The 25,013-nt window shown below is 51.4% G+C and carries 31 protein-coding genes and 1 tRNA gene; 22 read left to right on the top strand and 10 right to left on the bottom strand.

Going from position 1 to position 25,013, the window contains the following annotated elements; all coding sequences use genetic code 11:
• Nucleotides 1-15: 15 nt before the first annotated feature.
• The 3 genes from gmhB to ACIDE9_RS08370 are packed head-to-tail and all read left to right on the top strand — an operon-like array spanning nucleotide 16 to nucleotide 1,981.
• Nucleotides 16-558, top strand: coding sequence for a D-glycero-beta-D-manno-heptose 1,7-bisphosphate 7-phosphatase (gmhB, locus tag ACIDE9_RS08380; RefSeq protein WP_411994072.1), 543 nt, complete (start codon nucleotides 16-18; stop codon nucleotides 556-558).
• Nucleotides 558-1,271, top strand: coding sequence for a lysophospholipid acyltransferase family protein (locus ACIDE9_RS08375; RefSeq protein WP_411994071.1), 714 nt, complete (start codon nucleotides 558-560; stop codon nucleotides 1,269-1,271). The genes gmhB and ACIDE9_RS08375 overlap by 1 nt, the downstream gene beginning before the upstream one ends.
• Nucleotides 1,268-1,981 carry a M48 family metallopeptidase gene (locus ACIDE9_RS08370; RefSeq protein ID WP_024930671.1) on the top strand — a complete coding sequence of 238 codons (714 nt, stop codon included), beginning with the start codon at nucleotides 1,268-1,270 and terminating at the stop codon, nucleotides 1,979-1,981. Before ACIDE9_RS08375 ends, ACIDE9_RS08370 begins: the two co-directional genes overlap by 4 nt.
• Nucleotides 1,982-1,993: 12 nt before the next feature.
• Here ACIDE9_RS08370 and ACIDE9_RS08365 read toward each other — a convergent pair whose 3' ends face one another.
• The 6 genes from ACIDE9_RS08365 to ACIDE9_RS08340 form a co-directional block, all read right to left on the bottom strand.
• Nucleotides 1,994-2,500, bottom strand: a complete 507-nt coding sequence (locus ACIDE9_RS08365; RefSeq protein WP_411994070.1) for an SRPBCC family protein — start codon at nucleotides 2,498-2,500, stop codon at nucleotides 1,994-1,996.
• Between the two features lie 66 nt (nucleotides 2,501-2,566).
• Nucleotides 2,567-3,490: a DMT family transporter gene (locus ACIDE9_RS08360; RefSeq protein ID WP_411994069.1), complete on the bottom strand. Its 924-nt coding sequence runs from the start codon at nucleotides 3,488-3,490 to the stop codon at nucleotides 2,567-2,569.
• A 115-nt stretch (nucleotides 3,491-3,605) separates the two neighbouring features.
• Nucleotides 3,606-3,833: a bacterioferritin-associated ferredoxin gene (locus ACIDE9_RS08355; RefSeq protein WP_019883336.1), complete on the bottom strand. Its 228-nt coding sequence runs from the start codon at nucleotides 3,831-3,833 to the stop codon at nucleotides 3,606-3,608.
• Between the two features lie 133 nt (nucleotides 3,834-3,966).
• Entirely contained in the window at nucleotides 3,967-4,443 is a 477-nt protein-coding gene (gene bfr / locus ACIDE9_RS08350; protein WP_047516383.1) for a bacterioferritin, read from the bottom strand.
• Nucleotides 4,444-4,452: 9 nt separating this feature from the next.
• Entirely contained in the window at nucleotides 4,453-4,941 is a 489-nt protein-coding gene (bfr, locus tag ACIDE9_RS08345; protein WP_047516385.1) for a bacterioferritin, read from the bottom strand.
• 171 nt (nucleotides 4,942-5,112) lie between these two features.
• Nucleotides 5,113-5,703 carry an SCO family protein gene (locus ACIDE9_RS08340; protein ID WP_411994068.1) on the bottom strand — a complete coding sequence of 197 codons (591 nt, stop codon included), beginning with the start codon at nucleotides 5,701-5,703 and terminating at the stop codon, nucleotides 5,113-5,115.
• Between the two features lie 130 nt (nucleotides 5,704-5,833).
• Here ACIDE9_RS08340 and ACIDE9_RS08335 point away from each other — a divergent pair, with 130 nt between their 5' ends.
• Together ACIDE9_RS08335 and ACIDE9_RS08330 are read left to right on the top strand one after the other, a co-directional pair.
• Nucleotides 5,834-6,751 carry a branched-chain amino acid transaminase gene (locus ACIDE9_RS08335; protein WP_411994350.1) on the top strand — a complete coding sequence of 306 codons (918 nt, stop codon included), beginning with the start codon at nucleotides 5,834-5,836 and terminating at the stop codon, nucleotides 6,749-6,751.
• Nucleotides 6,752-6,786: 35 nt separating this feature from the next.
• Nucleotides 6,787-6,975: a zinc-finger domain-containing protein gene (locus ACIDE9_RS08330; RefSeq protein ID WP_019883330.1), complete on the top strand. Its 189-nt coding sequence runs from the start codon at nucleotides 6,787-6,789 to the stop codon at nucleotides 6,973-6,975.
• An 891-nt stretch (nucleotides 6,976-7,866) separates the two neighbouring features.
• Here ACIDE9_RS08330 and murI read toward each other — a convergent pair.
• Entirely contained in the window at nucleotides 7,867-8,652 is a 786-nt protein-coding gene (gene murI / locus ACIDE9_RS08325; RefSeq protein ID WP_411994067.1) for a glutamate racemase, read from the bottom strand.
• Nucleotides 8,653-8,714: 62 nt separating this feature from the next.
• Between murI and ACIDE9_RS08320 the strand changes: the two genes are divergently transcribed.
• From ACIDE9_RS08320 to panB, 5 genes are all read left to right on the top strand, one after another.
• Nucleotides 8,715-9,266 (top strand): cob(I)yrinic acid a,c-diamide adenosyltransferase, encoded by a 552-nt coding sequence (locus ACIDE9_RS08320; RefSeq protein WP_411994066.1) that lies wholly within the window; start codon nucleotides 8,715-8,717, stop codon nucleotides 9,264-9,266.
• A 36-nt stretch (nucleotides 9,267-9,302) separates the two neighbouring features.
• Nucleotides 9,303-10,649, top strand: a complete 1,347-nt coding sequence (pcnB, locus tag ACIDE9_RS08315) for a polynucleotide adenylyltransferase PcnB (RefSeq protein WP_411994065.1) — start codon at nucleotides 9,303-9,305, stop codon at nucleotides 10,647-10,649.
• Complete coding sequence (gene folK, locus ACIDE9_RS08310) at nucleotides 10,649-11,134, top strand: 2-amino-4-hydroxy-6-hydroxymethyldihydropteridine diphosphokinase (protein WP_411994064.1); 486 nt, start codon at nucleotides 10,649-10,651, stop codon at nucleotides 11,132-11,134. The genes pcnB and folK overlap by 1 nt, the downstream gene beginning before the upstream one ends.
• A 22-nt stretch (nucleotides 11,135-11,156) precedes the next feature.
• Nucleotides 11,157-11,795, top strand: coding sequence for a deoxynucleoside kinase (locus tag ACIDE9_RS08305; RefSeq protein WP_194754753.1), 639 nt, complete (start codon nucleotides 11,157-11,159; stop codon nucleotides 11,793-11,795).
• A 62-nt stretch (nucleotides 11,796-11,857) separates the two neighbouring features.
• Nucleotides 11,858-12,667 (top strand): 3-methyl-2-oxobutanoate hydroxymethyltransferase, encoded by an 810-nt coding sequence (panB, locus tag ACIDE9_RS08300; protein ID WP_411994063.1) that lies wholly within the window; start codon nucleotides 11,858-11,860, stop codon nucleotides 12,665-12,667.
• A 730-nt stretch (nucleotides 12,668-13,397) separates the two neighbouring features.
• On the opposite strand, the gene ACIDE9_RS08295 is transcribed toward panB, so the two are convergent.
• Nucleotides 13,398-14,072: a PEP-CTERM sorting domain-containing protein gene (locus tag ACIDE9_RS08295; RefSeq protein ID WP_411994062.1), complete on the bottom strand. Its 675-nt coding sequence runs from the start codon at nucleotides 14,070-14,072 to the stop codon at nucleotides 13,398-13,400.
• 169 nt (nucleotides 14,073-14,241) lie between these two features.
• Here ACIDE9_RS08295 and tsaB point away from each other — a divergent pair, with 169 nt between their 5' ends.
• From tsaB to ACIDE9_RS08250, 9 genes are all read left to right on the top strand, one after another.
• Nucleotides 14,242-14,943 carry a tRNA (adenosine(37)-N6)-threonylcarbamoyltransferase complex dimerization subunit type 1 TsaB gene (tsaB, locus tag ACIDE9_RS08290; protein ID WP_411994348.1) on the top strand — a complete coding sequence of 234 codons (702 nt, stop codon included), beginning with the start codon at nucleotides 14,242-14,244 and terminating at the stop codon, nucleotides 14,941-14,943.
• Between the two features lie 5 nt (nucleotides 14,944-14,948).
• Nucleotides 14,949-15,410, top strand: a complete 462-nt coding sequence (gene rimI / locus ACIDE9_RS08285; protein ID WP_411994061.1) for a ribosomal protein S18-alanine N-acetyltransferase — start codon at nucleotides 14,949-14,951, stop codon at nucleotides 15,408-15,410.
• A 13-nt stretch (nucleotides 15,411-15,423) separates the two neighbouring features.
• Nucleotides 15,424-16,077, top strand: a complete 654-nt coding sequence (locus ACIDE9_RS08280; protein ID WP_411994060.1) for a hypothetical protein — start codon at nucleotides 15,424-15,426, stop codon at nucleotides 16,075-16,077.
• Between the two features lie 78 nt (nucleotides 16,078-16,155).
• Nucleotides 16,156-16,752, top strand: coding sequence for a LemA family protein (locus ACIDE9_RS08275; protein ID WP_194754750.1), 597 nt, complete (start codon nucleotides 16,156-16,158; stop codon nucleotides 16,750-16,752).
• Between the two features lie 9 nt (nucleotides 16,753-16,761).
• On the top strand, nucleotides 16,762-17,634 hold the full coding sequence (locus ACIDE9_RS08270; protein ID WP_411994059.1) for a TPM domain-containing protein: 873 nt from the start codon (nucleotides 16,762-16,764) through the stop codon (nucleotides 17,632-17,634).
• An 8-nt stretch (nucleotides 17,635-17,642) separates the two neighbouring features.
• Nucleotides 17,643-18,152, top strand: coding sequence for a TPM domain-containing protein (locus ACIDE9_RS08265; protein WP_411994058.1), 510 nt, complete (start codon nucleotides 17,643-17,645; stop codon nucleotides 18,150-18,152).
• 25 nt (nucleotides 18,153-18,177) lie between these two features.
• Complete coding sequence (locus ACIDE9_RS08260) at nucleotides 18,178-18,795, top strand: hypothetical protein (RefSeq protein ID WP_411994057.1); 618 nt, start codon at nucleotides 18,178-18,180, stop codon at nucleotides 18,793-18,795.
• A gap of 68 nt (nucleotides 18,796-18,863) precedes the next feature.
• Nucleotides 18,864-20,573: a proline--tRNA ligase gene (locus ACIDE9_RS08255; RefSeq protein WP_411994056.1), complete on the top strand. Its 1,710-nt coding sequence runs from the start codon at nucleotides 18,864-18,866 to the stop codon at nucleotides 20,571-20,573.
• 64 nt (nucleotides 20,574-20,637) lie between these two features.
• Nucleotides 20,638-21,279 carry a lytic transglycosylase domain-containing protein gene (locus ACIDE9_RS08250; RefSeq protein ID WP_411994055.1) on the top strand — a complete coding sequence of 214 codons (642 nt, stop codon included), beginning with the start codon at nucleotides 20,638-20,640 and terminating at the stop codon, nucleotides 21,277-21,279.
• 64 nt (nucleotides 21,280-21,343) lie between these two features.
• On the opposite strand, the gene ACIDE9_RS08245 is transcribed toward ACIDE9_RS08250, so the two are convergent.
• Entirely contained in the window at nucleotides 21,344-22,216 is an 873-nt protein-coding gene (locus ACIDE9_RS08245) for a hypothetical protein (RefSeq protein ID WP_411994054.1), read from the bottom strand.
• Nucleotides 22,217-22,272: 56 nt separating this feature from the next.
• Nucleotides 22,273-23,313, bottom strand: coding sequence for a tRNA preQ1(34) S-adenosylmethionine ribosyltransferase-isomerase QueA (gene queA, locus ACIDE9_RS08240; RefSeq protein WP_411994053.1), 1,041 nt, complete (start codon nucleotides 23,311-23,313; stop codon nucleotides 22,273-22,275).
• A gap of 56 nt (nucleotides 23,314-23,369) precedes the next feature.
• Here queA and ACIDE9_RS08235 point away from each other — a divergent pair.
• The 3 genes from ACIDE9_RS08235 (at nucleotide 23,370) to ACIDE9_RS08225 (ending at nucleotide 24,701) form a co-directional block, all read left to right on the top strand.
• Nucleotides 23,370-23,454: transfer RNA gene (locus ACIDE9_RS08235), tRNA-Leu, on the top strand.
• A gap of 207 nt (nucleotides 23,455-23,661) precedes the next feature.
• On the top strand, nucleotides 23,662-24,261 hold the full coding sequence (locus ACIDE9_RS08230; RefSeq protein ID WP_411994052.1) for a hypothetical protein: 600 nt from the start codon (nucleotides 23,662-23,664) through the stop codon (nucleotides 24,259-24,261).
• 266 nt (nucleotides 24,262-24,527) lie between these two features.
• Nucleotides 24,528-24,701 carry an Arm DNA-binding domain-containing protein gene (locus ACIDE9_RS08225; protein ID WP_411994051.1) on the top strand — a complete coding sequence of 58 codons (174 nt, stop codon included), beginning with the start codon at nucleotides 24,528-24,530 and terminating at the stop codon, nucleotides 24,699-24,701.
• The last annotated feature ends 312 nt before the right edge of the window (nucleotides 24,702-25,013 follow it).

The raw sequence follows: 25,013 nt of genomic DNA, 5'->3' as shown, positions 1-25,013 counted from the left end.
GTCAGGAGTGTATGCATGAAATTAGTCATTCTCGACCGTGACGGCGTGATTAACCGCGACAGCGCGACCTTTATCAAGAATCCGAACGAGTGGATTCCGATTCCTGGCAGCCTGGAAGCGATTGCGCAGCTCAATCAGCATGGTTATCGCGTAGCCGTGGCGACCAACCAGTCCGGCATTGCGCGTGGCTATTTTGATATGGCCACGTTGAATGCTATTCACGACAAAATGCACAAAGCACTGGCGCAAGTGGGTGGCCGCATTGATGCCGTGTTTTACTGCCCGCATGCGGCGGACGACCATTGTGACTGCCGCAAGCCCAATACCGGCATGCTGGAAGAAATCAGCCGCCGTTTTAATGTCGAGCTGGCCAGGGTGCCTGGGGTAGGCGATGCGTTGCGAGATTTGCAGGCGTTTGCCAAAGCCGGTTGCCAGCCCTACCTAGTGCGCACGGGTAAGGGTGAAGAAACCTACAACTTGTCTGACGTCCCCGAGAATACCATTGTCGTTGCCGATCTGGCTGCGGCGGTGAAAGACATTATTGCAGGTGACAGATAATGCAAAAAGCTGTGTTGTATGTGCGTGCATTGCTGTTTTATGCCGGGTTAGTAGCACTGACGATACCTTTTTCTTTACTGGCGATTGTGCTGAGGCCATTACCAGCAGTGACGCGTTCGCGTTGGGTCAGTGGTTGGGCGTATGGCGTGTTGTGGTGGCTCAAGGTGACGTGCAATTTGCGTTATGAAGTGACCGGGCGCGAGCATATTCCTGCCAGCGCGCATATTATCCTGTCCAAACACCAGTCTGCCTGGGAGACCATAGGCTTGCAGTGCATTTTTCCGCCGCAAATCTGGGTGATGAAAAAAGAATTACTGATGATTCCTTTTCTGGGCTGGGCATTCTGGGCGCTGGATGCGATCCCGATTGACCGCAGTGCTGGCCGCGAGGCATTGAAAAAACTGGTCAACAATGGCAAAGACCGTTTGCGGCAAGGCTTGAGTGTGGTGATTTTCCCGGAAGGTACGCGTACAGCACCTGGTCATCGTGGTAAATATCATATCGGTGGCGCCTGGCTGGCATCGCATAGCGAAACCTCCGTGGTGCCGGTCGCACATAATGCCGGGCGCTTCTGGCGCAAAAATTCCATCCTTAAATATCCAGGTGTGATCCAGGTGGTCATCGGCCAGCCAATTGATACCAAAGGCCTCAAGCCAGATGCGGTCAATAAACAGGTTGAAGACTGGATTGAAGCCGAGATGTTAAACCTGTGATTGAGCAACGCTTGCAATTGCCCAATGGGCAAAGCATCCAATACCTGCTCGACCTGCGCGCGCGTAGAACCATCGGCCTTAAAATCACAGCCAATGGCCTGGTAGTGCACGCCCCCAAACGTATTTCAGCCACGCAGCTGCAGCAAGTCCTATTAGAAAAATCCGGCTGGATACAGCAAAAGCTGGCCTTGCGTGAAGCCAATCAGGTCGCGCCCATGCAATGGCAGGATGGCGAGCCGCTGTTGTTTATGGGGCAGGATATCGTGTTGACGCTACAACACCATGCCACCAATAAAGCAGTGACGCTACAAGGCAACCAGTTGCTGGTCAGGTCGCCGCAGATCGACCAGCCAGCCTTTGTCGCACGCAAAGTACTGCAATGGTATGCGCAGCAAGCGCTGCCAGACTTCACGCGCCGGGTAGAGCTCATCGCCGCGCAAATGGGCGAGAAAGTCAGCGCCGTCGGTCTTTCCAATGCCAGGTCGCGCTGGGGCAGTTGTAACAGCCGCAAGCAAATCCGCTTGAACTGGCGCTTGATTCAAGCGCCGCCCCATGTCATTCAATATGTCGTTTGCCACGAAATGGCGCATTTGAAAGAAATGAACCATTCAGCCAGGTTTTATGCTGTACAGGCCAGTCTGTTCCCACGCTATGTGCAGGCCGAGAAGGATTTAAAAGCGCTGTCGCCGATATTGCATCGCATGGCCTGAGAGTATTGCCGCTTACCTGGCTTTTTTAATTTCGGCCACCAACTGGTCGAGTACAATTCCCCAACCCTCTTGAAAGCCCATGGCCTCGTGACGTTGTTTAGACGCGGCATCTGCATGCAAGGCGTATGCCGTATATAAAGTCCCGTGAGCTGTAGGCGTCAATACAATGCTGGCCGTCATCATCAGTTCGGCACATTCATGTCCAGGCGTTTGCTCGGGCATTTTTACCGGCCTGAAGTCGGCTTCAAGGGCGTTGGTCCAAGTCAGTTTCTGGTTGGGAATCACTTCGAGGTAGCAGCCGCTGTTAGGGAAACTCTGCCCTTCTGGCGACTGCATCGTGGTGCGGAACGCCCCGCCTGGCCGCAGGTCAATTTCGCAGTCTACTGTTTTCCAGGGGCGTGGACAGAACCAGGTTTTAAGATGCTCAGGCGTTGTCCACGCCTGCCAGATTTCCGCCGGGGAGACATCGACTTCTCTTTCCAAAACCAGGTCGAGTGCCGGATTAAGCGTGATCGACATTTCATTTCTCCTTGTGGGTAAATAGGCTGTCAAAATTGGTCTATAAAAACAGACCTTTAAAAATGTTTAAAGTTTGGTGGGGGATGTGTTTACCTGCCTGTTTGCTAGCCAGATACCGCAAAAGATGGTCAGCATACCCACCAGTTGATAGCCATGAAAAGGCTCTTTTAACAACAGGCTGGAAAGCAGTGAGCCAAAAATCGGCATGGCATGAATAAATACACTGGCACGCACCGAGCCCACCACGCTGACTGCTTTTGCATATGCCAGAAAAGCAATCACTGACGGGAAAATGCCAATATATAGCAGCGTCCATATGGTCTGCGCGTGCTCGATATGGGCAGTGGTGGTTTGGCTTTCCCAAGCATAGAGCGGTAGCAGTAATGCTAAAGCGATGAGCACCTGGCAGAGCATCAGTCCGCTGCGGTCTATCGTGGCAGGAATCTGTTTCAGCCACAAAGTGAATAGTGCCCAGCAAATCATGGCTAAAAAGATAATCACGTCGCCGGGTGCAAAGGCCAGCGTAAGCAATACTTGTAAATCGCCGTGAGAGACAACGGTGAGTACGCCAGCGAGTGAGACCAGTAGTCCGAGTAATTGGTTGCCTGGCAAATGTTGCCGATAAAGCAGAAAGCCAAAAATTGCCACCAGGAATGGAATGAATGAATTGAGGATAATGCCATTGGTCGCGCTGGTCGTATGCAAGCCCCAATATACCAGCAAATTAAAGGTGGCAACGCCAGTAATCGCTGTGCCCAGCACATGCCAGCGATAAGTCAGGTAATGGGCACGGTCTCGCAAAAAAGGTTTGAGCGCAAATGGCAGTAGGCAGAGTGTGGCAAGCCCCCAGCGGATCAGTGATAACGCCACTGGCGGGACATCGGCGCTGACAGCGCGCCCGGCAATAAAGTTACCGGCCCAGAACAGCGGCGGTAGCAATAATAGAACTAATGTGCGCCAGTCTAATTTGGTGCTTGAGGAGTTTGCCATGCCTATGAGGGAATGATGGACAAGCGCAGATTGTAGTAGGCAATGCGGCTAGCAGCAAAGCATGTTTGGTGAAATAAAAAAGGGGCTGATAGCCCCTTTTTTTAAACTGGATGAATCAGGCAGCGCCTAATTGTACGGGTGTTAACTGAATCAGTTTTTTAACCAGGCCGGGATGCTGTTCTGCGTGCGCTTCTTTCAGGCAGGCCTTCGCGCAGCTGGCACATTTGCCGCATTCCGCTCCAACGCCTAATTGTTCTTTCAAATGCTTCACGGTTTTTGCACCATTTCTCACCGCCTGGTGAACTTGACGCTCAGTTACTGCATTACACACGCAAACGTACATATTGCCTCTCTAAGATTACTAATGATAATTATTATCATTTATTGAGAGTTTGTCAAGGTTAAATTGGTTCCTGACAGCCAAGAAAAAAGCCGCTTTCGCGGCTTAATTCAACAGCTTATATACAGGCCGGGGGTTAGTCGGACTCGATCTGTGATTGCAGATAATTTGGCAAGGTCACATCTGTGATCAGGCGTTGCTGGGTTTCCAGCCAGTCGACGGCTTCTTCGCAGGCTTCCAGCAACTCGGTCAGCAAATCGCGCGTCACGTAGTCTTGCAGTTTCTCTGCTTCAGCAATCGCTTCAACCAGTTGCGGGTGCTGCACTTCTTTTTCAAAGCTGAGGTCGCCTTGCAGGCATTCCACCACATCTTCACCAATCAGCAGCTTGCCCAGATTTTGCAAGTTGGGCAGACCATCCAGAAACAGGATGCGCTCAATCACTTCATCGGCTTCTTTCATCACGCGGATGGATTGCTTGTATTGGTAGTCGTTGAGTTTTTCCAGGCCCCATTTTTTAAACATGCGCGCATGTAAAAAATACTGGTTAATTGAGGTCAGCTGGTTTTTAAGCACCTTGTTCAAGGTGACGATGATTTGTTTATCGCCTTTCATGCGAACTCCTTATCCTGCCGCCGGGCTGTTATTCATCTGGCTTTGGCAATAGTTTTCCATGCCCACCAGTTTGATCAGGCTGAGTTGTTTTTCCAGCCAGTAAGCATGATCCATTTCGGTGTCATCTAGCTGCACCAGCAGCATTTCGCGGCTGACAAAGTCTTGCGCTTGTTCACAGGCTTCGATGGCTTTTTTCAGGTGTTTGACCACGGTATATTCCAGCGCCAGGTCAGACTCCAGCATGGACTTCACGTCTTTGCCAATGTTGAGCGCATCGCGCTTGGCCAGGTTGGGTTTTCCTTCTAGGAACAGGATGCGCTGGATCAGTGCGCGAGCATGTTCACGTTCATGTAAGGACTCATGCAAAATGCGCTCTGAGATCACGCTCAGCCCCATGTCAGCATACATTTCACCGTGAATGAGGTATTGGTCGGTGGCGGATAATTCGCCCGCTAGCAAGTCATTCAAAATGTCTATAATTTTTTTATCGCCTTTCATTTCCGGCTCCTGTTTGCATTTTTGATGCAGCCATCATACAGGAAAACAGAAATGATGCAATTAAAAATATTGACGTAACTATTTGATTTTAAATAATATTTTAAATAAAAATCTAAATGAAAATCGTTCTTGATGTGCTTGGTGGGAGAGATTCCTGACAGCATTCAAGGCTTACAGCAACAACTGTAAATCATGGGCAATATTCTCCGGTTTTTCGCCGTATCCCAGGTAAATGCGCGGTGCGCCGGTTTTATCAAAGACATATAGTCCCGCGCTATGGTCCATGGTGTAGCCAGATTTGCCCGGTTCGCTGACTTTGGCAGCATAGACCTTGTACTCACTTAAGTTGGCCGCGACCTCGGCCTCGGTGCCACGCAAGCCAATAAAGCGCGGGTCAAAGCCCGGTACAAACTGCGCCAGCACTTCTTGCGTATCGCGTTCAGGGTCTACCGTCACAAACAATACTTGCACGTCATTGGCTTTGTCGCCCAGCAGTTTCATGGTTTGCTTGAGGTCACTCATGGTGGTCGGGCAGACGTCAGGACAATGCGTGTAACCAAAGAATAGCACTACCACCTTGCCTTTAAAGTCCTCCATGCTGCGTAACTTGCCGGTGTGGTCAGTCAGTGACAACGGTTTGCCAAACTGGGTGCCGGTTAAATCGGTGCCGATAAAGCTGGCGGAACTGCCTGGCTGGCAGGCAGCCAATAGTGTGGCCAGCAGGATGCAGACCAGATAAACCCACTTAAAACGCACAGACATGCAAAAAATCCTTGTAAATCATCATTGAAATGGATTCTAGCATAGGCGAAAAGGGCGCAGATTAGTTTACAATACTGGTTTTTGATGACTGACGGATTAAAGGCGAGTTTAAATGGCAATACCGAGTTCGATGGCAGACCGTGACGGCGTTATCTGGTACGACGGCAAAATGGTCAACTGGCGTGACGCCACCACCCATGTATTAACCCACACCCTGCACTACGGCATGGGCGTGTTTGAAGGGGTGCGTGCCTACAAAACCGACAAGGGCACCGCAATTTTCCGCCTCAAAGAGCATACTGACCGCTTGTTCCGCAGTGCGCATATCCTGGGCATGAAAATGCCGTTTGATAAAGAGACGATTTCAGAAGCGCAAAAAGCTGCGGTGCGTGAAAACAACTTGGAGTCTGCCTACCTGCGCCCAATGGCGTTTTACGGTGCAGAAGCCATGGGTATCTCCGCCAAAACCTTGTCCACGCACGTGATCGTCGGTGCCTGGAGCTGGGGTGCGTACATGGGTGAAGAAGCGATTACCAAAGGTATCCGCGTGAAGACGTCTTCATTTGCACGTCATCACGTGAACATCACCATGTGTAAGGCTAAGGCCAACGGCAACTACATGAACAGCATCCTGGCGCACCAGGAAGCCGCACAAGATGGTTACCAGGAAGCCCTGTTGCTGGACGTGGACGGTTTTGTCGCTGAAGGTTCCGGTGAAAACATTTTCATCATCCGTAACGGCAAACTGTATACGCCAGACCTGACTTCAGCGCTGGAAGGTATCACCCGCGACACTATCATCCACCTGGCGAAAGAAGAGTTCGGCCTGGAAGTGATCGAAAAACGTATTACGCGTGATGAAGTGTATAGCGCTGATGAAGCTTTCTTCACCGGTACTGCGGCTGAAGTGACGCCTATCCGTGAACTGGACAACCGTGCGATTGGTGCTGGCACGCGTGGCCCGATCACCGAAAAACTGCAAAGCATGTACTTTGATGTTGTGAAAGGCAGAAATGCCAAGTACGCACATTGGCTGACTTTGGTTTAACTGATTGGCAACTGCCTGTTTGCTGGAGAGTTTGAATGTCTGATGTCAAAGAGTTTGAAGTAGACGGCAAAGACTTGCCATTGCATTGCCCAACCAAAGATACGCCTTTGTGGGATGCACATCCAAGGGTGTTTCTGGATGTGGCGAAAACGGGGCAAGTGTCTTGTCCGTATTGCGGGGCTAAATATAAGTTGAAGCCGGGGACGCAGGTGCATCACCATTAAGTAGAAAAACCCACGCATTGCGTGGGTTTTTTGTTTGTGGGTTTTGCACGTGAATTGGGCGAGTTTGAAAAAATGATTCTTTAGATGGTTGAATAGCCTGTGCTTGTTGGATTGATTGTGGTGTAGGGCAGCGTTTAGGCTTTATTTGGATGTGTTGTAAAAGTTGTGCTTTGGTGAGGTGTATTGTTTCGCCTTGTTGGCGAGTTTCTTTGCTGCTCAAAGTGAAGGTTGTTTGATGAACTATCTATTTCGCCTTTTTGGCGACCCTTCTTTCTTATGCTTGTCCATAAGAAAGAAGGCAAAGAACAAGACACCCCAACTTCCGCTTTTATCCTGCGCTACTCGGCTTGCCGGGCGTCCATCGAAACTCGCCCTGACAAGCCACACAAGGCGTGGCTTGTTGCGGAGCTCGGACAGCCGATGGCCGAAGACTCCCGTCAATCCTGCGTTGCTCGGCGCGGCAGATGGGGACCCCGAACACCTACTGAGCGCAACGGTTTTTGATTTTAAGAAATAAGTCTGGTTTTTAAACCGTCCTAATTTAGGCAGTGCCAGTTTGGCGAGATAAATCCCATTCCATCACGCTGAGTAGCGGAGACAAAATAAGAGTAGAGGGAGCGACTGTTTGAATCCCGCAGCAGCTCACGTTTTGTGTGAGCTGCCAGGTTGAGTTTCGTGACCGGCTTATGCTTAAGTCCAGCAAAGCAACGGACGAAAGTCCTAATTTGAGCAACGCAAGGGAGCCGCAGGCCGTGATGGCTGGGTGTCTTCCTCTTTGGTTACTTTCTGGGGGACAAGCACCAGAAAGTGACTCGCCAACAAGGCGAAAGAAAATGCTAGCTGAAGCTCGCCAAAGCATGCAAATTCAACAGAATCTCTTTCTATTACACTTTAATAAGCAGTTTGACTCCACAATTGCTGCATCACCCGTTGTGTCTCTTCCGTTCCACTCGTTAAAAACACATAATCGCCAGCTTCCGTTGCTGCATTGAGCATTTGTCTTTGCTCTAACACCTGTTGCAAACGCTTCGCCACGGCAGCGCCGGTATCGATCAAGGTGACATTCGGCCCAACAATCTCTTGAATATATTGACGTACAAACGGGTAGTGCGTGCAGCCGAGCACGATGGTATCCGCACCGGCCGCCATGAGTGGTTGGCAATATTGTTTTAATAAGGCTTGTGTCTGCGGTGCATCCAATTGGCCTTGTTCTATGCATTCCACTAATCCAACACAAGCTTGGGTGACAACTTGCACGTTCTGGCCATAATGCTCAAGCAGGGCGGCAAATTGCGCGCTTTGCAGGGTGCCGGTGGTGGCGAGTACGCCGATGATGCCGTTTTTGCTGGCGGCTGCCGCGGGTTTAACGGCGGGTTCCATGCCGATAATCGGCAGGGCGTAGTGTTGGCGCATGCTGCCGATGGCGGCGGCCGTGGCGGTGTTGCAGGCAACGACCAGGGCTTTGGCGCCTTGGTCGATCAGGGTGTTGGCGACAATTTCGCAGCGTTGCTGGATTTCTGTGGCGGTTTTGTTGCCGTAGGGGGCGTGTGCACTATCAGCAAAGTAGATGAAATGCTCGTGTGGAAGTTGGCTTGTGAGGTGCTTGAGCACGCTGAGGCCGCCGACCCCGGAATCCATCACCCCGATGGGGGCATTGACTGCAATCGCTGAGCACATCGAAATGGCACGGTATGATTTATAATGACCGGATTATATCGGATTTTAGACAGGTGTCAGGCATGGCCAACAGGCTGAGCAAGATTTACACGCGTACTGGCGATAGCGGTACCACCGGGTTGGGCGACGGCTCGCGCGTGGCAAAATCTGACTTGCGTGTGGAGGCCATGGGCGATGTCGATGAGCTGAATGCGGTGCTCGGCATGTTGCTGGTTGAGGATGTTGCAGAGGATGTGCGTGACAGTGTGCTGGCGATTCAGCATGATTTATTCGACCTGGGTGGTGAGTTATGTATGCCGGGACATCATTTTATCCAGGCCGGGCGAGTGACGTTTTTAGAGCTGACGCTGGATGCATGGAATGAAGACCTTAGCCCGTTAAAAGAATTTATTTTACCGGGTGGCAGCCGCGCAGCCTCCGTCTGTCATTTGGCGCGTACGGTTTGCCGTCGCGCCGAGCGGGTGTTGCATGCCTTGCATGCGCAATCGCCGGTGACACCTGTGTCGTTGCAATACCTGAACCGCTTGTCTGATTTACTGTTTGTCCTCTGTCGCACGCTTAACCGGCAGGCAGGGGTGCCGGACGTATTGTGGAATAACCAACATAAACTGTAGCGCAGCCCAGGCTGGCGCTCGAAATGCAAAAAACGAATGATTAAACAATTACTGCAAAAAGTATTCCGTCGTCGTGCCAGCGCGAATACCCACACCCAACTGCCCGCGGCACAAATCATCCCGGTGGGCAAACATAAGATCAACCAGAAGCATATTAGCCAGGCGGCACTCAAGACCTGCGACCAACTGCAGAAGGCCGGTTTTCAGGCCTATATTGTCGGCGGTGCGGTGCGAGATTTGTTGCTCAATCATCCGCCCAAGGACTTCGACGTGGCGACCAATGCCACGCCTGAGCAGGTGCACAAGGTGTTTAGACGCTCGCGCATTATTGGCCGCCGCTTTAGGCTGGTGCATGTGCTGTGGGGACATGAGACGATAGAAGTTTCGACCTTTCGCGGCCATCACCTGAGTGATGGCGATGCTGAGACCAACGACAGTGGCCGCATCATCCGCGACAACGTGTTCGGCAGTATTGAGGAAGATTCGGTACGTCGTGACTTCACTGCCAATGCCTTGTATTACGATCCCAAGCGCCAGGAAGTGCTGGACTTTCATCATGGTGTGGCTGATATCCGCGCCAAAACCTTGCGCATGATTGGCGATCCCGTCACGCGTTACCAGGAAGATCCGGTGCGCATGTTGCGCGCGGTACGTTTGTCGGCCAAATTGGGCCTGAAGCTGGAGCGCGCTACAGAAGCACCGATACGCAAACTGGCTGACCTGCTCGAAGATGTGCCGCCGAGCCGCTTGTTTGATGAGATGCTCAAGCTGTTCCTGTCCGGCCATGCCATTGAGAGCATCAATGCCCTGCGCGCGCAGCAGTTGCATCACGGTTTGCTGCCGTTGTTGGACGTGGTGCTGGAACAGCCGCTGGGTGAGAAATTTGTCATGCTGGCGCTGAAAAATACCGATGAGCGTATTTTGTCCGGTAAGTCTTCCAACCCGAGCTTCTTGTTCGCAACCTTGCTGTGGCATGAGGTGTTGCAGGCCTGGCAAGAAAACCAGAAGCGCGGCGAGCATATCATTCCGGCCTTGCATGAGGCGATGAATGAAGTGATCGATAAGCAGGCCGAAAAAATGGCGATTCACAATCGCTATACCGCGACTATGAAGGAAATCTGGGTGATGCAGCCGCGCTTTGAGCAGCGCTCTGGCAAACGCCCTTATGCCTTGTTGACCAACCCCAAATACCGCGCGGGGTATGACTTCTTGTTGCTACGCTGTGCTTCTGGCGAATTGCCGCAAGAGCTGGGCGACTGGTGGACACGCTTTGCCGATGCCGGCACCGATGAGCGTACAGAAATGTTACTGCCGGAAAGCGGGCCGAAAAAACGTCGCCGCAAACCGCGCAAGAAAAAGCCTGTGGGCGGGGAGTCTGCTTGATGGCGACTGCCCTGATTGCACTGGGCAGCAACTTGCAGCAACCGGAAACGCAGGTCAGCAAAGCCATTGCGGTATTGGCCAGCACGCCTGGCTTAAGCTTGATAAAAGCCTCCAGCCTGTACGCGACAGCGCCAGTGGGATATGACAACCAGCCCGACTTTATCAATGCCGTGGTGCAGGTAGCGACCGAGATGCCGGCGCCGCAATTGATGCAGTTGTTGCTTGATATTGAGCAGACTTTTGGTCGCGAGCGTCCATTCCCTAATGCGCCGCGTATTTTGGACCTGGACTTGCTGGATTATGACGGCATACAGCTAGATACCGAGCTGTTGAAATTACCGCATCCGCGCATGCATGAGCGTGGCTTTGTCATTTTGCCACTGGCTGAAATTGTGCCCGACTTTATGCTGCCACAAGGACAGACTGTTGTAGAATGGACAACAGAACACCCGCACGATGACGTGCGCAAACTGAATCCGAATTAAATCCGCTGAACGAGCAACCACCATGTTTACCCGTTTTCCTTATGTTGTGATTGAAGGGCCGATTGGTAGTGGCAAAACCACATTGGCGCGCATGCTGGCCGACAAGTTTTCAGTCGAATTGCTGTCTGAAAAAGCTGAAGCCAATCCGTTTTTGACCCGCTTTTACCAGGATGCGCAGCGTTACGCCCTACCTACGCAGTTATTCTTTTTGTTCCAGCGTTCGCGCCAGATTGAAGATATGGCACAGCGCGATATGTTTGGCCAGCCTACGGTGTCTGATTTCTTTCTCGAAAAGGACCCACTGTTCGCGCGCCTCAACCTCGATGACGAAGAGTATTCGCTCTATCACCAGATCTATCAGCACTTGCAACTCAAAGCACCCAAGCCAGATCTGGTGGTGTATCTGCAAACGCCGGTCGATGCGCTGATGGACCGCATTGAAGAGCGCAATATCAGCTATGAGCAAGACATGCCGCGTGAGTATATTGCGCGTCTGGCCGAGGCGTATAGTGAATTTTTTCACGGCTACGATGCCTCACCGTTGCTGATCGTGAATAACGAAAAGCTCAATATTATTAAAGACCCGGAAGCGTTTAACTTGCTGATCGAGCGTATTGGCCAGATTAAGAGCAGCCGCGAATACTTTAACCCCAACTTTTAATTCAACCTGGCGGTGTGGGCCACCATCATCGGCCCGTGTTGACAGGTTGATGGCGGAAACAGATGCTGAATACCCTTCTCACAAAAGCAGGTGCGGGCGAGAAAATTGCCATGCTCACTTGCTATGACGCCACCTTTGCTAAATTGCTGGCATTGGCTGGTGTAGACGTGCTGTTGGTGGGCGACTCACTGGGCATGGTTGTACAAGGCGCTGCCAATACGCTGGACGTCACCATGCAAGACATGATTTACCACACCCGCCTGGTGGCTAAAGGCGCGTCAGCCACTGTGATCATGAGTGACATGCCGGCAGGCAGTTATGAACATGATAAAACCACAGCACTCACTAATGCGCAGACATTAATCGCGGCAGGTGCGCATATCGTCAAGATCGAAGGCGGTGGCGACATGGTTGAGACCGCACGTTACCTAGTCGAAAATGGTGTGCCCGTATGTGCGCATCTGGGCTTTACACCGCAGTCAGTCGAAAAACTGGGTGGCTATAAAATTCAGGGCAAGACTGAAGAAAGCGCGCAAATTATGCTGGCCGATGCACAGGCCATGGTGCAGGCCGGGGTGGATATGGTGTTGTTTGAGATGGTGCCTGCGGCGGTAGCTGCGCATATCACACAGCACATCGGTGTGCCAACCATAGGCATAGGTGCAGGCGCTGGCTGTAGTGGCCAGGTGATGGTATTGCAGGATTTGCTGGGGATTTATACCGGCACGGCAGATAAAGCGCCGCAAGATTACAAAGCACCAAGATTTGCACAAAACTTCTTGCAGCAGGCGGGGAGTGTGCAGCAGGCGGTGGTGGATTATGTGCAGGCAGTGAAGGCGGGGAGCTTTCCTGAAGATCGACATAGTTACTAGCGTGGTGTGGATGGGCTAAGAAGGTCATTCTTAGGTTTGTGTTTTGGTTAGGTGTATTGTTTCGCTTTTTCAGCGAGTTACTTTTCTTTGCTTGCCCAAAGAACAAGTAACCAAAAGAAAGTGCACCCCAGCTTCCGCTTATTTCCTGCGCTACTCGGCTTGCCGGGCGTCCATCGAAACTCGCCCTGACAAGCCACACACTTCGTGGCTTGTTGCGGAACTCGGACAGCCGATGGCCGAAAACTCCCGTCAACCCTGCGTTGCTCGGCGCGGCAGATGGGGACCCCGAACACCATGCGACTGCCACTGTTAGCGAATGGAAGAGGAAAGAATATGTTTTTTTAACCGTTCCAGTTTCTACACTGTTGCTTAAATGAGATAAATCCCATTCATCACGCTGAGTAGCGGAAACAAAATAAGAGTAGAGGGAGCGACTGTTCGAATCCCGCGGTGGGCTGCGTAGTTTGCAGCCCGCTAGGATGAGTTTCGTGACCGGCTTATTTTGTTGAGCAACGCAAGGGAGCCTTTAGGCCGTGGTGGCTGGGTGTCGTCCTCTTTGGTTACTTTCTGGGGGACAAGCACCAGAAAGTGACTCGCCGAGAGGCGAAACGAATCGCGACAAACCACTAGCGTCACATTCAAACAATAACCTTACTCACACCTCAATAAACAAAAAGGCGTCACAGCAGCATATTCGCTGTTGCAACGCCTTTTCAAGTCGCGCTAATGATTATTTTTGCTTACGACGGCTCACAACACCCATCAACAATAAGCCTGCTGCCATCAATGCATAAGACTCTGGCTCTGGTACGGTAGAAATACTCACTGAGTCTAGGTCAAAACGCAGGTTGCTGCCACTAAAGCCCGCTGGCAGGCTGAGGCCTAGTTGTACGCGGCCAACTTCATCAAACACCGCATCAAACGATTGGCCAGAGAAGCTGGTGAATGCCGGGTTGGATGGATCAATGACCAGGTCAATGCGTGTCCAGGTGTTTGGTTGTACCCAGGTGGAGACGATGGCGCTCGCGCCAGGGTTGTTGCTTGGGGCGGCAATGCGAGCATAGACTTGCAGTGCGATATCGGCATCGTGACGGAAATACCAGCTTAAGACCAAATCATCGCGCCAGTCTCCCTGAAAGGCGCCATCGCTGCATGCTGCGCTCTCGCAACGGAACAGTACGGAGACTGCGCCAAATGCGCTGGCGGTTGGGCTGGCAGTGGTGCTCAGGTAGGAGCCACCATCAGCACCGCCGCTTGCGACGATCTGGTTAGGGTTGGCACCAGTGGTCCAGCCGGAAAGACCGTCGATGAATGTTTCTGTGTAAGGGGTGGTCAGCGCGGCAGCTTGCCCGGCGAACCCCATGGTTGCGATAAATGCCAGTGTGGCGAATAAGTGACGATACATGAACCTCTCCATAGAATATTTTTTAAATAATAACAATCAATTTGATAATGAGATTGATTATTATTAATATTATCATGGTGGGGGTGTTGGTTCAAGGTTGGGAGATCGCAAGTAATCGCTGCATGAGGGGCCTTCCTTATGGCAAAATAGCGGCTTGGCGCCCTCTATGATGAAATTACTCGCACTCGAATCTTCCACCGAAACTCTATCGCTTGCCTTGCAAACCGAGGCCGGGCTCAGCACGTTTGATGAAGTCACCGGCCCGGCGGCGTCACAGCGCATCTTGCCGGAAATCCAGCGCCTGCTGGCTGCCGCGGGTGTGAAGTTATCTGCGTTGGATGGTCTCGTTTATGGTACTGGCCCGGGCGCTTTTACCGGGGTGCGCGTCGCCGTGGGTGTGGCGCAGGGTTTGGCCTTTGGCGCTAACTTACCCGTGGTGGGCATTAGCTCAGTGCAGGCGGTGGCCGAGACTGCCTGGCAGGCATCGCAGGCGGAGAAAGTGCTGGTTTGCCTGGATGCGCGTATGGGCGAGGTTTATCACGCCGCACTTGTTCGGCAGGCGAATGGCTGGCTGGAGGTATTGCCGCCTGTAGTGTGCAAGCCGCACGATGTCCCTGTGGTTGAGGGCGCAGGCTGGGTAGGTGCAGGATCTGGTTGGCGCGTCTTTGAGCAGGCATTGTCTGAAAAGTATGCCGGGCAGCTTGTCAGTGTCTTACCCGAGGTGATGCCTATGGCCAGCGTCATGTTGGCGTTGGCTCAGCCTTTGGTTGCTGCAGGACAGACGCAAACTGCGCAGCAAGCTGCGCCATTGTATGTGCGTAACCGTGTGGCGTTGACTGCGGCCGAGCGTGCGCAAGGACAAACGCTGTAAGCGATATGAGCGCCTTGCCCCAACATCACGTGACATTCCGCCCGATGTCTTATGACGATCTGGCCGCGATTAGCCGCATTGAACCGACGATTTACAGTCACCCCTGGACGCTGGGGAATTTCAACGATTCGCTGAATGCAGGCTACAGCGCCTGGGTGATGGAGGTTGCCGGGGAGATTGTGGGTTACGGCCTGGTGATGATGGTACTGGACGAAGCGCACCTGCTGAATGTAAGTGTGGCCAAGCCGTTTCAGGGACAGGGCCTGGGGCGTATCTTGCTGGCGCATATGATCACGGTTTCACAACGCCATCAGGCGGCCAATATGTTCCTCGAGGTGCGCATCAGCAATACCAAAGCGATTGCCTTATATGAGTCCATGGGATTTTGTGAGATGGGTATTCGCCGCAATTATTATCCAACCAACAGCGGTCGTGAAGATGCCGTCTTAATGGGGTTGGCCTTGTGAACGGGAGTGCCAGGTGAGTCTTAACCGCGAAGATATGTTGCGTGAATTAGAGTTGCTGCCAGTTTGGCGTGCGCGCGTACCTGCGCCTACAAGCTTGCAGGCGGCAACCGTTGTTGAAGCAGTGGCGACTCCGTTGGTGGCTGAGGTCGCTGTAGAGGTGGTTGCTGAGCCGGTTGTCGAGGCTGCGACGCCTGAGGTGGTTGAGCTGGAAGTGCCAGTCTCTATTGAATTTGAACAGGCGCCACAGGCACTTTTGCCAGAGGTGAATGAGCCTCTGCCTGAAGTCGCCGTCGAACTGCTGGTGCAAACGCCATGGCTGCTCTATTGCTCGCAGACCGAGGATGCGCAGAGCCAGCAGTTGCTGCAAAATATTTTGCGTGCCTTGCAACTGCCACTGGAAGTGGTGACACTGTATCAGCAACAATTAGTCTCGGCGCAGGTAGACAGCCGTTTTTGTGTGCTGTTTGGGCTGGATGCGGCTAACCGGTTTTTGGGGGCAGATCATCTTGAAATCGCTGCCGTTCGCGGCAAAATATTAACTGATGGTGATAGGCAGGTGGTGGTTACCCATCACCCGCAGGCCATGCTGGAAAATCCTTTGTTAAAGCGGGAAGTCTGGCAGGATCTGTGTTTGTTGCTGGCGAAATATGCGGAAGTGGCGGCTTGAAGAAATCTGGCCTAGCCCGCATCTAGCAGGTGAATAAGGTTTTTGTTTGAATTTAATGTTTTTTGACTGGAGTCTGACATGCGTCGATTATTAAACATGTTGTTGCTGGTAGCGACTTTAAGCCTTTCTGGCTGCGGCTATAACCAGTTTCAAAGTCTGGATGAAGAAACCAAGGCTAACTGGTCTGAAGTGTTAAACCAGTATCAGCGTCGTGCAGATTTGGTGCCTAACCTGGTGTCTACAGTGAAAGGCTATGCCAGCCACGAAGAAAAAGTGCTGACCGAAGTGACTGAGGCGCGCGCCAAAGTGGGCAGCATGCAAGTGACGCCTGAGTTGCTCAATGACCCGGATGCGTTTGCCAAGTTTCAGGCAGCGCAAGGCCAGTTGACCAGCGCCTTGTCACGGTTGATGGTTGTATCTGAAAACTACCCTAACCTCAAGGCCGATGCCAGCTTCCGCGATTTGCAGGCGCAGCTCGAAGGTACTGAAAACCGTGTGACTGTGGCACGTAACCGTTATATTGAGTCAGTCAAACAATACAACGTGGCGGTGCGTAGTTTCCCCAATAATTTAACTGCCATGATGTTTGGTTACCAGCCCAAGCCTTCATTCTCGGTTGAAAACGAAAAAGCGATTTCATCTGCGCCTAAAGTGGATTTTGGTGATAGCAAGTAATCGCTAACCATGGCTGTTCGCTGGAAATCTTTATTGCTTGCCGGGTGCTTGCTGTTTGGCATTGCATCCAGCCAGGCAGCCGATGGCCTGGTCGATATTCCGCCACTGCAAACTGCGGTGACGGATTTGACGCAGACCTTGTCTGCCGAGGAGCAGGCGGCGCTCAACCAAAAGCTCAGCCAGTTTTCGCAACAGGCTGGCTCGCAAGTGGCCGTATTGTTGTTGCCCACTACCCAGCCAGAAGAAATCGCACAGTTTGGTATCCGGTTGGCCGACGCCTGGAAAATCGGCCGTGACAAAGAGGATGATGGTGTCATTATTATCGTCGCTAAAAACGACAGGAAAATGCGCATCGAAGTGGGTTACGGGTTGGAAGGCGCGATCCCCGATGCGATTGCCAAGCGGATTATCAGTGAGCAAATGACGCCCGCGTTTAAACAAGGCCAGTTTTACCAGGGTTTGAATCTGGCGACAGATACCTTGATTAAACTGATTCAAGGCGAGCAGTTGCCAGCCCCCACCAAACAAGCGCGTCAGGCGCATGCTGATGACTGGATGAGCATGCTGCCTATTTTAATGTTTGCGGCGATTATCGGCGGTGCGATCTTTAAGGGCATGCTGGGCGATTTTCCTGGTAGCCTGGTGACCGGCGGTTTGCTGGGTGGCTTGGCGGGCTGGTTAGGCGCGACAGCCTTGATTATGGGGCTGATCGGCTTGGCGGCCTTTGTGTTCACGCTGGCCATGGGTGGGCGCGGGGGCGGTTCAGGTTACGGCGGTTATCCCGGTGGTTTGGGCGGCTATTCTGGCGGCAGCCGAGGCACGGATATCTTCAGTGGCGGTGGTGGTGACTTTGGCGGCGGCGGTGCCTCCGGAGATTGGTAACACATATTATGAAACCGACACATCCTTTAAAACGCTGGTTAAAGCATGCCTGGAGTCATCCAAGGCATGTGAACGCGTTGTTCTCTCACCAGGCACTCGGCCACATAGAGCAAGCGATTGCGCAAAGTGAGCGTCACCACGCAGGTGAAATCCGCGTCGTGATTGAATCTGGCTTACCTGCGTATGCTATCCTTCGAGGCTTGAAACCGCGGCAACGCGCGATCAATTTATTCGGTCATTTCAATATCTGGGATACCGAGCATAATAATGGCGTGTTGATTTACCTGCTGCTAGCTGACCACGATGTTGAAATCGTGGCCGACCGTGGCATACACCGGCACGTCGGAGACGCAGGCTGGCAACAAATCTGCCAGCAAATGGAAGGGATGTTCAGAAGTGGGCAGTTTGAAGCAGGTGTGGTGCATGGCATACAAGCGATTGGCGAACAACTGGCTGCGCACTTTCCGCCCGAAGCCGTGCCTCGTAACGAACTCTCCAACCGCGTCCTCATTCTCTAGCAAGCGTGTACTCAGCTTCTTGTTTGTGTGCCTGTTTGTGGGCACGCCAGCACACGCTGACCTGAATGATATCTACCGTATCTACCACACCAAGCCTGCGCTGACTGCATTTGAGATTTGCCAAGGCGGAGGCTGTGTACAGTCCGACATCCTGCAACTGACTGGGGCAGAGTGGGACAATGTCGTACATATATTCTCGCCGCTGCCAGCCAATGCAGAGGCAGAGCGTGAGGCGATTTCAAAGGCAATCGGTGCGCTCGAAGACATGGTGGGCACCAAGATCGGCACTGCCGCTGACCGCGCTGGCACCTTCAACAATAGTGACTACCTGCATCAGCAAGACTGCAACGACGAAGCCATCAATAGCACGACCTATATGCGCCTGATGCAACAGGCCGGTTTGATCCGCTTTCACGAGATTCTGGATACCCGCACCCGTAAGTTCTTTTTTACCGGCTGGCCACATAGTACGGCCGCCATCCGTGAACAAGCCACCAAGGCCGAATACGCCGTCGATAGCTGGTTCTACGATAATGGCTTTCCGGCCACCATCTTACCCATGGCGACCTGGAAAGAGGGGTATATCCCTACCGACAGTCCTATCCTGCAACGTCCACAGCAAAAAGAGCTCGCCACGGACTAGGCGCGAGTGACGCCGTCAGCGAATAAGGCTAAAATCCCGCTTTTGGATTTTAATTAAAAGTTATTCTTATGCGCGCCTCACAATTTTTCATCGCCACCCAGAAAGAAGCTCCATCGGACGCTGAACTCATCAGTCATAAACTCATGGTGCGTGCCGGGTTGATCAAAAAGCTCGGCAGTGGCTTGTATAGCTGGATGCCGCTGGGTTTGCGTGTACTGCGCAAGGTAGAAAACATTGTGCGTGATGAGATGAACAAGGCTGGCGCACTAGAGCTGTTGATGCCAGCGGTGCAGCCAAAAGAGTTGTGGGAAGAAACCGGCCGCTGGGCGGTGTTTGGCCCACAAATGCTGAAAATCCAGGACCGTCATGAGCGTGATTTCTGCTTTGGCCCAACCCACGAAGAAGTGATTACTGACATCGCGCGTAAGGAAATCAGCAGCTACAAGCAGTTGCCTTTGAATTTCTACCAGATCCAGACCAAGTTCCGTGACGAGATCCGCCCACGTTTTGGTGTGATGCGCGCGCGAGAGTTTTTGATGAAAGATGCTTACTCTTTCCATACCAGTGCAGACTGTCTGGCAAATACTTACAACAGCATGCACACGGCTTACAGCAATGTATTTACGCGCCTGGGCTTGAAGTTCCGTGCCGTGAAGGCCGACTCTGGCGCGATTGGCGGCGATGGTTCGCAAGAATTTCACGTGCTGGCAGACAGCGGCGAAGACGCACTGGCTTACTGTGAACACTCTGATTATGCGGCTAACGTTGAGTTGGCTGAGGCGGTTGCTACGGGCAGCCGTGCGGCAGCGACTGAAGCGATGCGCGAGGTCGATACGCCTAAGCAAACGAGCTGCGAAGACGTCGCCAAGTTGCTGGATGTGCCTGTGAGCAAAACCGTTAAATCTGTTGCGCTGATGGTGGATGACGTATTTACGCTGGCCTTGTTGCGAGGCGACCATCAACTCAACGAAGTGAAATTTGGCAAGATTGATGGCGTGAAGGACTTCCGCCTGGCGACCGAAGAAGAAATTCGCGCTAACCTGAGCTGCCCACCTGGCTTTATTGGTCCGGTCGGCGTCAACGCCAACGTGCGCGTGGTGGCAGATAGAACCGTTGCCCTGATGAGTGACTTTGTTTGTGGCGCCAATAAGCCTAAATTCCACCTGGCCGGGGTCAATTTTGGTCGCGACTTGCCAGAGCCAGCCGTGGTGGCTGATATCCGCAACGTGGTGACTGGTGATGCCAGCCCGGATGGCAAAGGTGCTTTGGACTTGTGCCGCGGGATTGAAGTGGGCCATATTTTCCAGTTGCGCACCAAATATTCCGAAGCCATGCAGGCGACGTATCTGGACGAAAATGGTCAGACGCAAGTGATGGAAATGGGCTGTTATGGCATCGGCGTGTCACGTATTGTGGGCGCGGCGATTGAGCAGGGCAATGACGAAAAAGGCATTGTTTTCCCACTGAGCATGGCGCCATTTGCCGTGGTGATTTGCCCGATTGGCCTCGATAAGAGCGAGGCCGTGAAACAGGCGGCGTTTGACCTTTACGCTCAATTGCAGCAAGCAGGCGTGGATGTGTTGCTGGATGATCGTGGCGAGCGTCCGGGTGTGATGTTTGCCGAAAGCGATCTTATGGGTATTCCGCACCGTGTGGTGATTGGTGACCGTGGTTTGGCTGAAGGCAAAGTAGAATACAAAGGCCGTACTGACGCGGAGGCACAAAACTTGCAAGTGTCTGAATGCGTGGCGTTTTTGCGTGACAAACTTGGTCAGTAATTAGAGGGCGTTCATCCCTCTGTTTTGCGCTTCTGGCGCGTGCATATTGCTTAGAATGGACGGGATGAAAAAAGTATTCTTTTTCTCTTTTGTGTGTGTGCTGATTGGCCTCTGTGCATGGTCAGCCCCGACCATGGCTGGCCATCAGCAAGAGGTGCCACTGGCCAATAGCGTCAAGGCGCTGATGCAAAAGTCTGTCAGTGACCTGGCCGCGCCGCGCTTATTGTTTGACTCAGAGCAAGCGGCGCAACTCTGGTTGCAAGAAATGTCTGCGCGCCTGACCAAGCGTATCCCCGACGCACAATACCGTGAAGACTTCCTCAAGTCGGTCCATTATGAAGCCACGCGTGCCGGTTTGGATCCGCAGTTGGTATTAGGCCTGATTCAAGTCGAGAGTGGATTCAAGAAATATGCGGTGTCCAGTGTGGGCGCCCGTGGTTATATGCAGGTGATGCCATTCTGGGTGAAGTCGATAGGCACCAACGAACATAACCTGTTTGATATGCGCTTAAATCTGCGCTATGGCTGTACGATATTGCGGCATTATCTGGACATTGAACGTGGTGATTATTACCGCGCGCTTGGTCGTTATAACGGCAGCCTTGGCAAACCTGAATATCCGAACCTGGTTGTGGGTGCCTGGCGTAATCACTGGCATTATGCGCCTGCTTTAGATACACCCAAGCTGAATGTTGCCAGTCAATAATCGAATAAAACAGATAATAAAAAAACCGCGCCTAGGCGCGGTTTTTTATTATTGTCGTTCAAACCTATTTGACCACTTTAAAGCCATAATAGGTGCCAAATTCACCTTCTGGCTCGTGGTAGATAAACATCATGCCGTTGGTATAGCCCAAGCCATTGAAGTGGTTTTGTGAACGTAACTTCATGGTGGCAGGCAACGCGCTTTTGCCGACAAACTGGCCATTCAGGTCAAAAATCAATACCGCTTTATGGTCAACATCGAGCAGAGCCAACTCATTGCCCGCCACGCCAGTAAACGCAATGTAATGGTCGCTCACGTCGTCATGCGCCACTTGTGCTTTGGCGAAATCGAGTTTGATTTCCTGCAGTTTCTCACGCTGTTTGGCATCGACCACAAATACCAGGTTGCCTCTGTCCTGCTTGGCATAATAATGCTTGCTGGCCGGGTCGTAGCTGGGCATGGTGCCCGCATCGCCAAAGGCAGGGTTAAACTGCGCCACATCGCCCGAGGTGCCTAACAGCTCGCCTTTATCACCTACATCCAGGCTATAAATGCCGGTGTTGGGTGAAAAACCTACCGCGCTGGAGATATTGTAGGTAATGGTTTCCAGCTTGCCAGAATTCGGGTTGTAGTACAGAGAGCGATTGTCGTAGCCAGGTTTGGCTGAGTTGACATAGCTGCCGTCTGCCGTAAACGCATGCACCTCAGACTTTGAAATTGGCGCCTCGAACTCACTGCCCATCGGGGCCAGGCCACCATCGGCAATGTAATAGTGTTGATTGCTGGGCAGGTAGGCCACTGACATTGGACGTGTGGTTGGCTTTTTGACCAACGGGATTTTTACGCCGACTTCTGCCTCAGGCAGAATCTCAGCATGGGCGATGAGCGTCAGGCAAGAGAGTGCCAGTGCGCTCAACGTTTTTGGGGTGAATTGCATATCTCCGTCATCCTGTTTTTATTGGTGATTGATAGACTCTATTTTAACGTGCAAGTTTAAGATTTTGCTGACGGCACGCGCGTAATCAGCATGGCATCGCCATAACTGAAAAAACGGTAAGACTGGTCAATCGCATGTGCATAAGCCTTGCGCATCAAATCATAGCCGCCAAACGCAGAAACCAGCATCATCAAAGTGCTTTTCGGTAGGTGAAAGTTAGTGATTAATCTATCCACCAGCTTGAACTCAAACCCAGGCGTAATAAAAATATTGGTGTCACCATGATGCGCAAACAACTTGCCCACATGTGCCGCACTTTCCAGTGTGCGTAGCGAAGTGGTGCCGACTGCCGTAACGCGTTTGCCATTGGCGCGTGCGCTCAAAATCGTATTAATCGTTTCCTCAGGCAAATGGTAAACCTCGCTATGCATATGGTGCTCGGCAATATTGTCCACTTTCACTGGCTGGAAAGTACCTGCGCCCACATGCAGCGTCACGTAGCGCACATGCACGCCTTTGTTGATAAGCGCCTGTAGCAAGGCTTCATCAAAATGCAGGCCAGCCGTCGGTGCAGCTACTGCCCCCGCATGTTTGGCAAACACGGTTTGGTAACGCGTATCATCTGCGGCATCCGCCTTGTGCTCAATGTAAGGCGGCAGCGGCAACTGGCCATATTGCTCCAAAAAGTCATACCATGACTCATTGCCCAGCAGGCGGATATGAAACATATCGGCCTGTCTGCCTAATACCTCTGCCTGATAATCGCCCGATAAATGCAGCAAGCTACCTGCTTTGGGCGAGCGTGAAGACTTGATTTGCGCATAAGCCTCTTGCTCAGACAGTACGCGGTCTATCATCACCTCAATCTGGCCGCCAGTGGCTTTTTGCCCAAATAGCCTGGCTTTGATCACTTTGGTGTCATTGAGGACTAGTACATCGCCAGCTTCAAAGTGATCGGCAATCTGTCGGAAATAACTGTCCTGGATAGTTTGTTGTATGGCATTGACCTCGAGCAGGCGACTTTCTGAACGGTTGGGCAGTGGGTGTTGTGCAATTAAGTGTGCGGGAAGATAAAAATCGAAATCTAGAGTTTTCATAAATCAAAATTATGGTTATAATAGCTGTCTTTGAGATGTCCAACATTATATCCCATGCCGGGATGGCGGAACTGGTAGACGCACTGGACTCAAAATCCAGCGCCGCAAGGCGTGCCGGTTCGATTCCGGCTCCCGGCACCAAAAAGTACTTTAAATAGTACCGAAAAGACTCAAAGCAGAATAAATTTTAAAGGCTTAGATGAAAATCTAGGCCTTTTTTCATATCATAGCGTACCTTGACATGTCACTTTTTCATGTATAACTTTGTGTATAACATTCTTAATATAGCTAAATTAATATTTCTATTGCTGAATCAAACTAATACTAAATACATCTGAGGCGGGGCGAATGGCATTGATTGCATGTGAGGAGTGTAAAAAGGAAATAAGTGATACGGCTAAAGTTTGCCCTAACTGTGGCTATAAAAACAAAGCTTCGAAACTGCCTTACGGTTCAGTTATTTTATTTCTTTCAGTTGTCGCTGCAGCATACTTTTTTGTTAGTTTTAAATTCCCTCTTAGTGGTAACTCTAGGGAGGCTGAGAAAGTGGTTTTGCAGTATTTGAATGATCCTGATTCTGCGAAAATTGAAGATACTCATTCTGGTCAAGACCCAAGTGTTACTTGTGGCACTGTTAATGCTAAAAACAGAATGGGTGCTTACACAGGAAAGACCCCATTCGTATATGACAACAAAACCAAAGATGTCATGTTTGTTCAGGAACTAGCTATCTCTGACTATGAGTTCCGTAGTTTATATGATGATATCGGCAAGCCTGGCTTTGAAAAAACTTACTTTGAATTGAAGCAAAAGTGCGTGGCACCTAAAGAGTATTACAAAAAGTGTTTAGGTATCGACGAGGTGTATCTGGCACATCCGCTGTGTGAACACATTGATTCAACTCAGTTTGTAGCTAAAATTCACGAAATGTATTACAAGGGTTATTAGAAGTTGAGGTTATCATTTGAGTTGATGGTTTCTAATGGTCGCTTTGATTAAAGTGTATAACTGTAATAGATTATTTTATTAGAATGGCTCAAATATTAGTCTTAAACGAAACATTCGGTTCAGGCTCCCGCACCAAAAGTAGTTGTACAGAAAAGTCAAAAGCAGTTCAATTTAGCCCGTAAACCAATGAGTTGCGGGCTTTTTTGTGTTCAAAACAGTCCAAGGTCGTCGTTTGACATATAGTGTTAAACAGGGGTGAATCCAAAATGGCACTCTCAGATACAGTCTTATGCAATGCAAAACTAGGCGAAAAACCATACGAGCTCTATGATGAGCGCGGCTTGTATTTAATAGTCAATCCAAACGGTGGTAAATGGTGGCGTTTGAGGTACCGTTTAGATGGTAAAGAGAAAACAATCTCGCTCGGGATTTACCCCTAAGTTACCCTGGCTCAGTCTAGGGGTAAGCGTGGTGATGCCTGTGCTTTAGTAGCTGGTAATACAGATCCAAGTCACCACAGACAAGAAACCAAAACTCAAGCCCAGCTCGCAGCAAAAAAACACATTCTTCCTATGGTTTGATTTGCTGCGGGTAATGCGAACCGCGATATCAATCTAGCTTTTCATAATATCGTGGGGAGGTTATTCAAGTGGTCGTTGGATGGTCACCACGGTATGAATCGCCACTAATTTACTAGACACCTTTAAGCCGTAATAATGGCAATAAAAGAAAGGTGCAGTATGAGTGGTAAA

The organism is Methylophilus sp. 'Pure River', assembly GCF_046765995.1.
Taxonomy (GTDB): Bacteria; Pseudomonadota; Gammaproteobacteria; order Burkholderiales; family Methylophilaceae; genus Methylophilus.
Note: the sequence above shows the minus strand (reverse complement) of the source record. Positions and strands in the feature narration are given on the sequence as shown.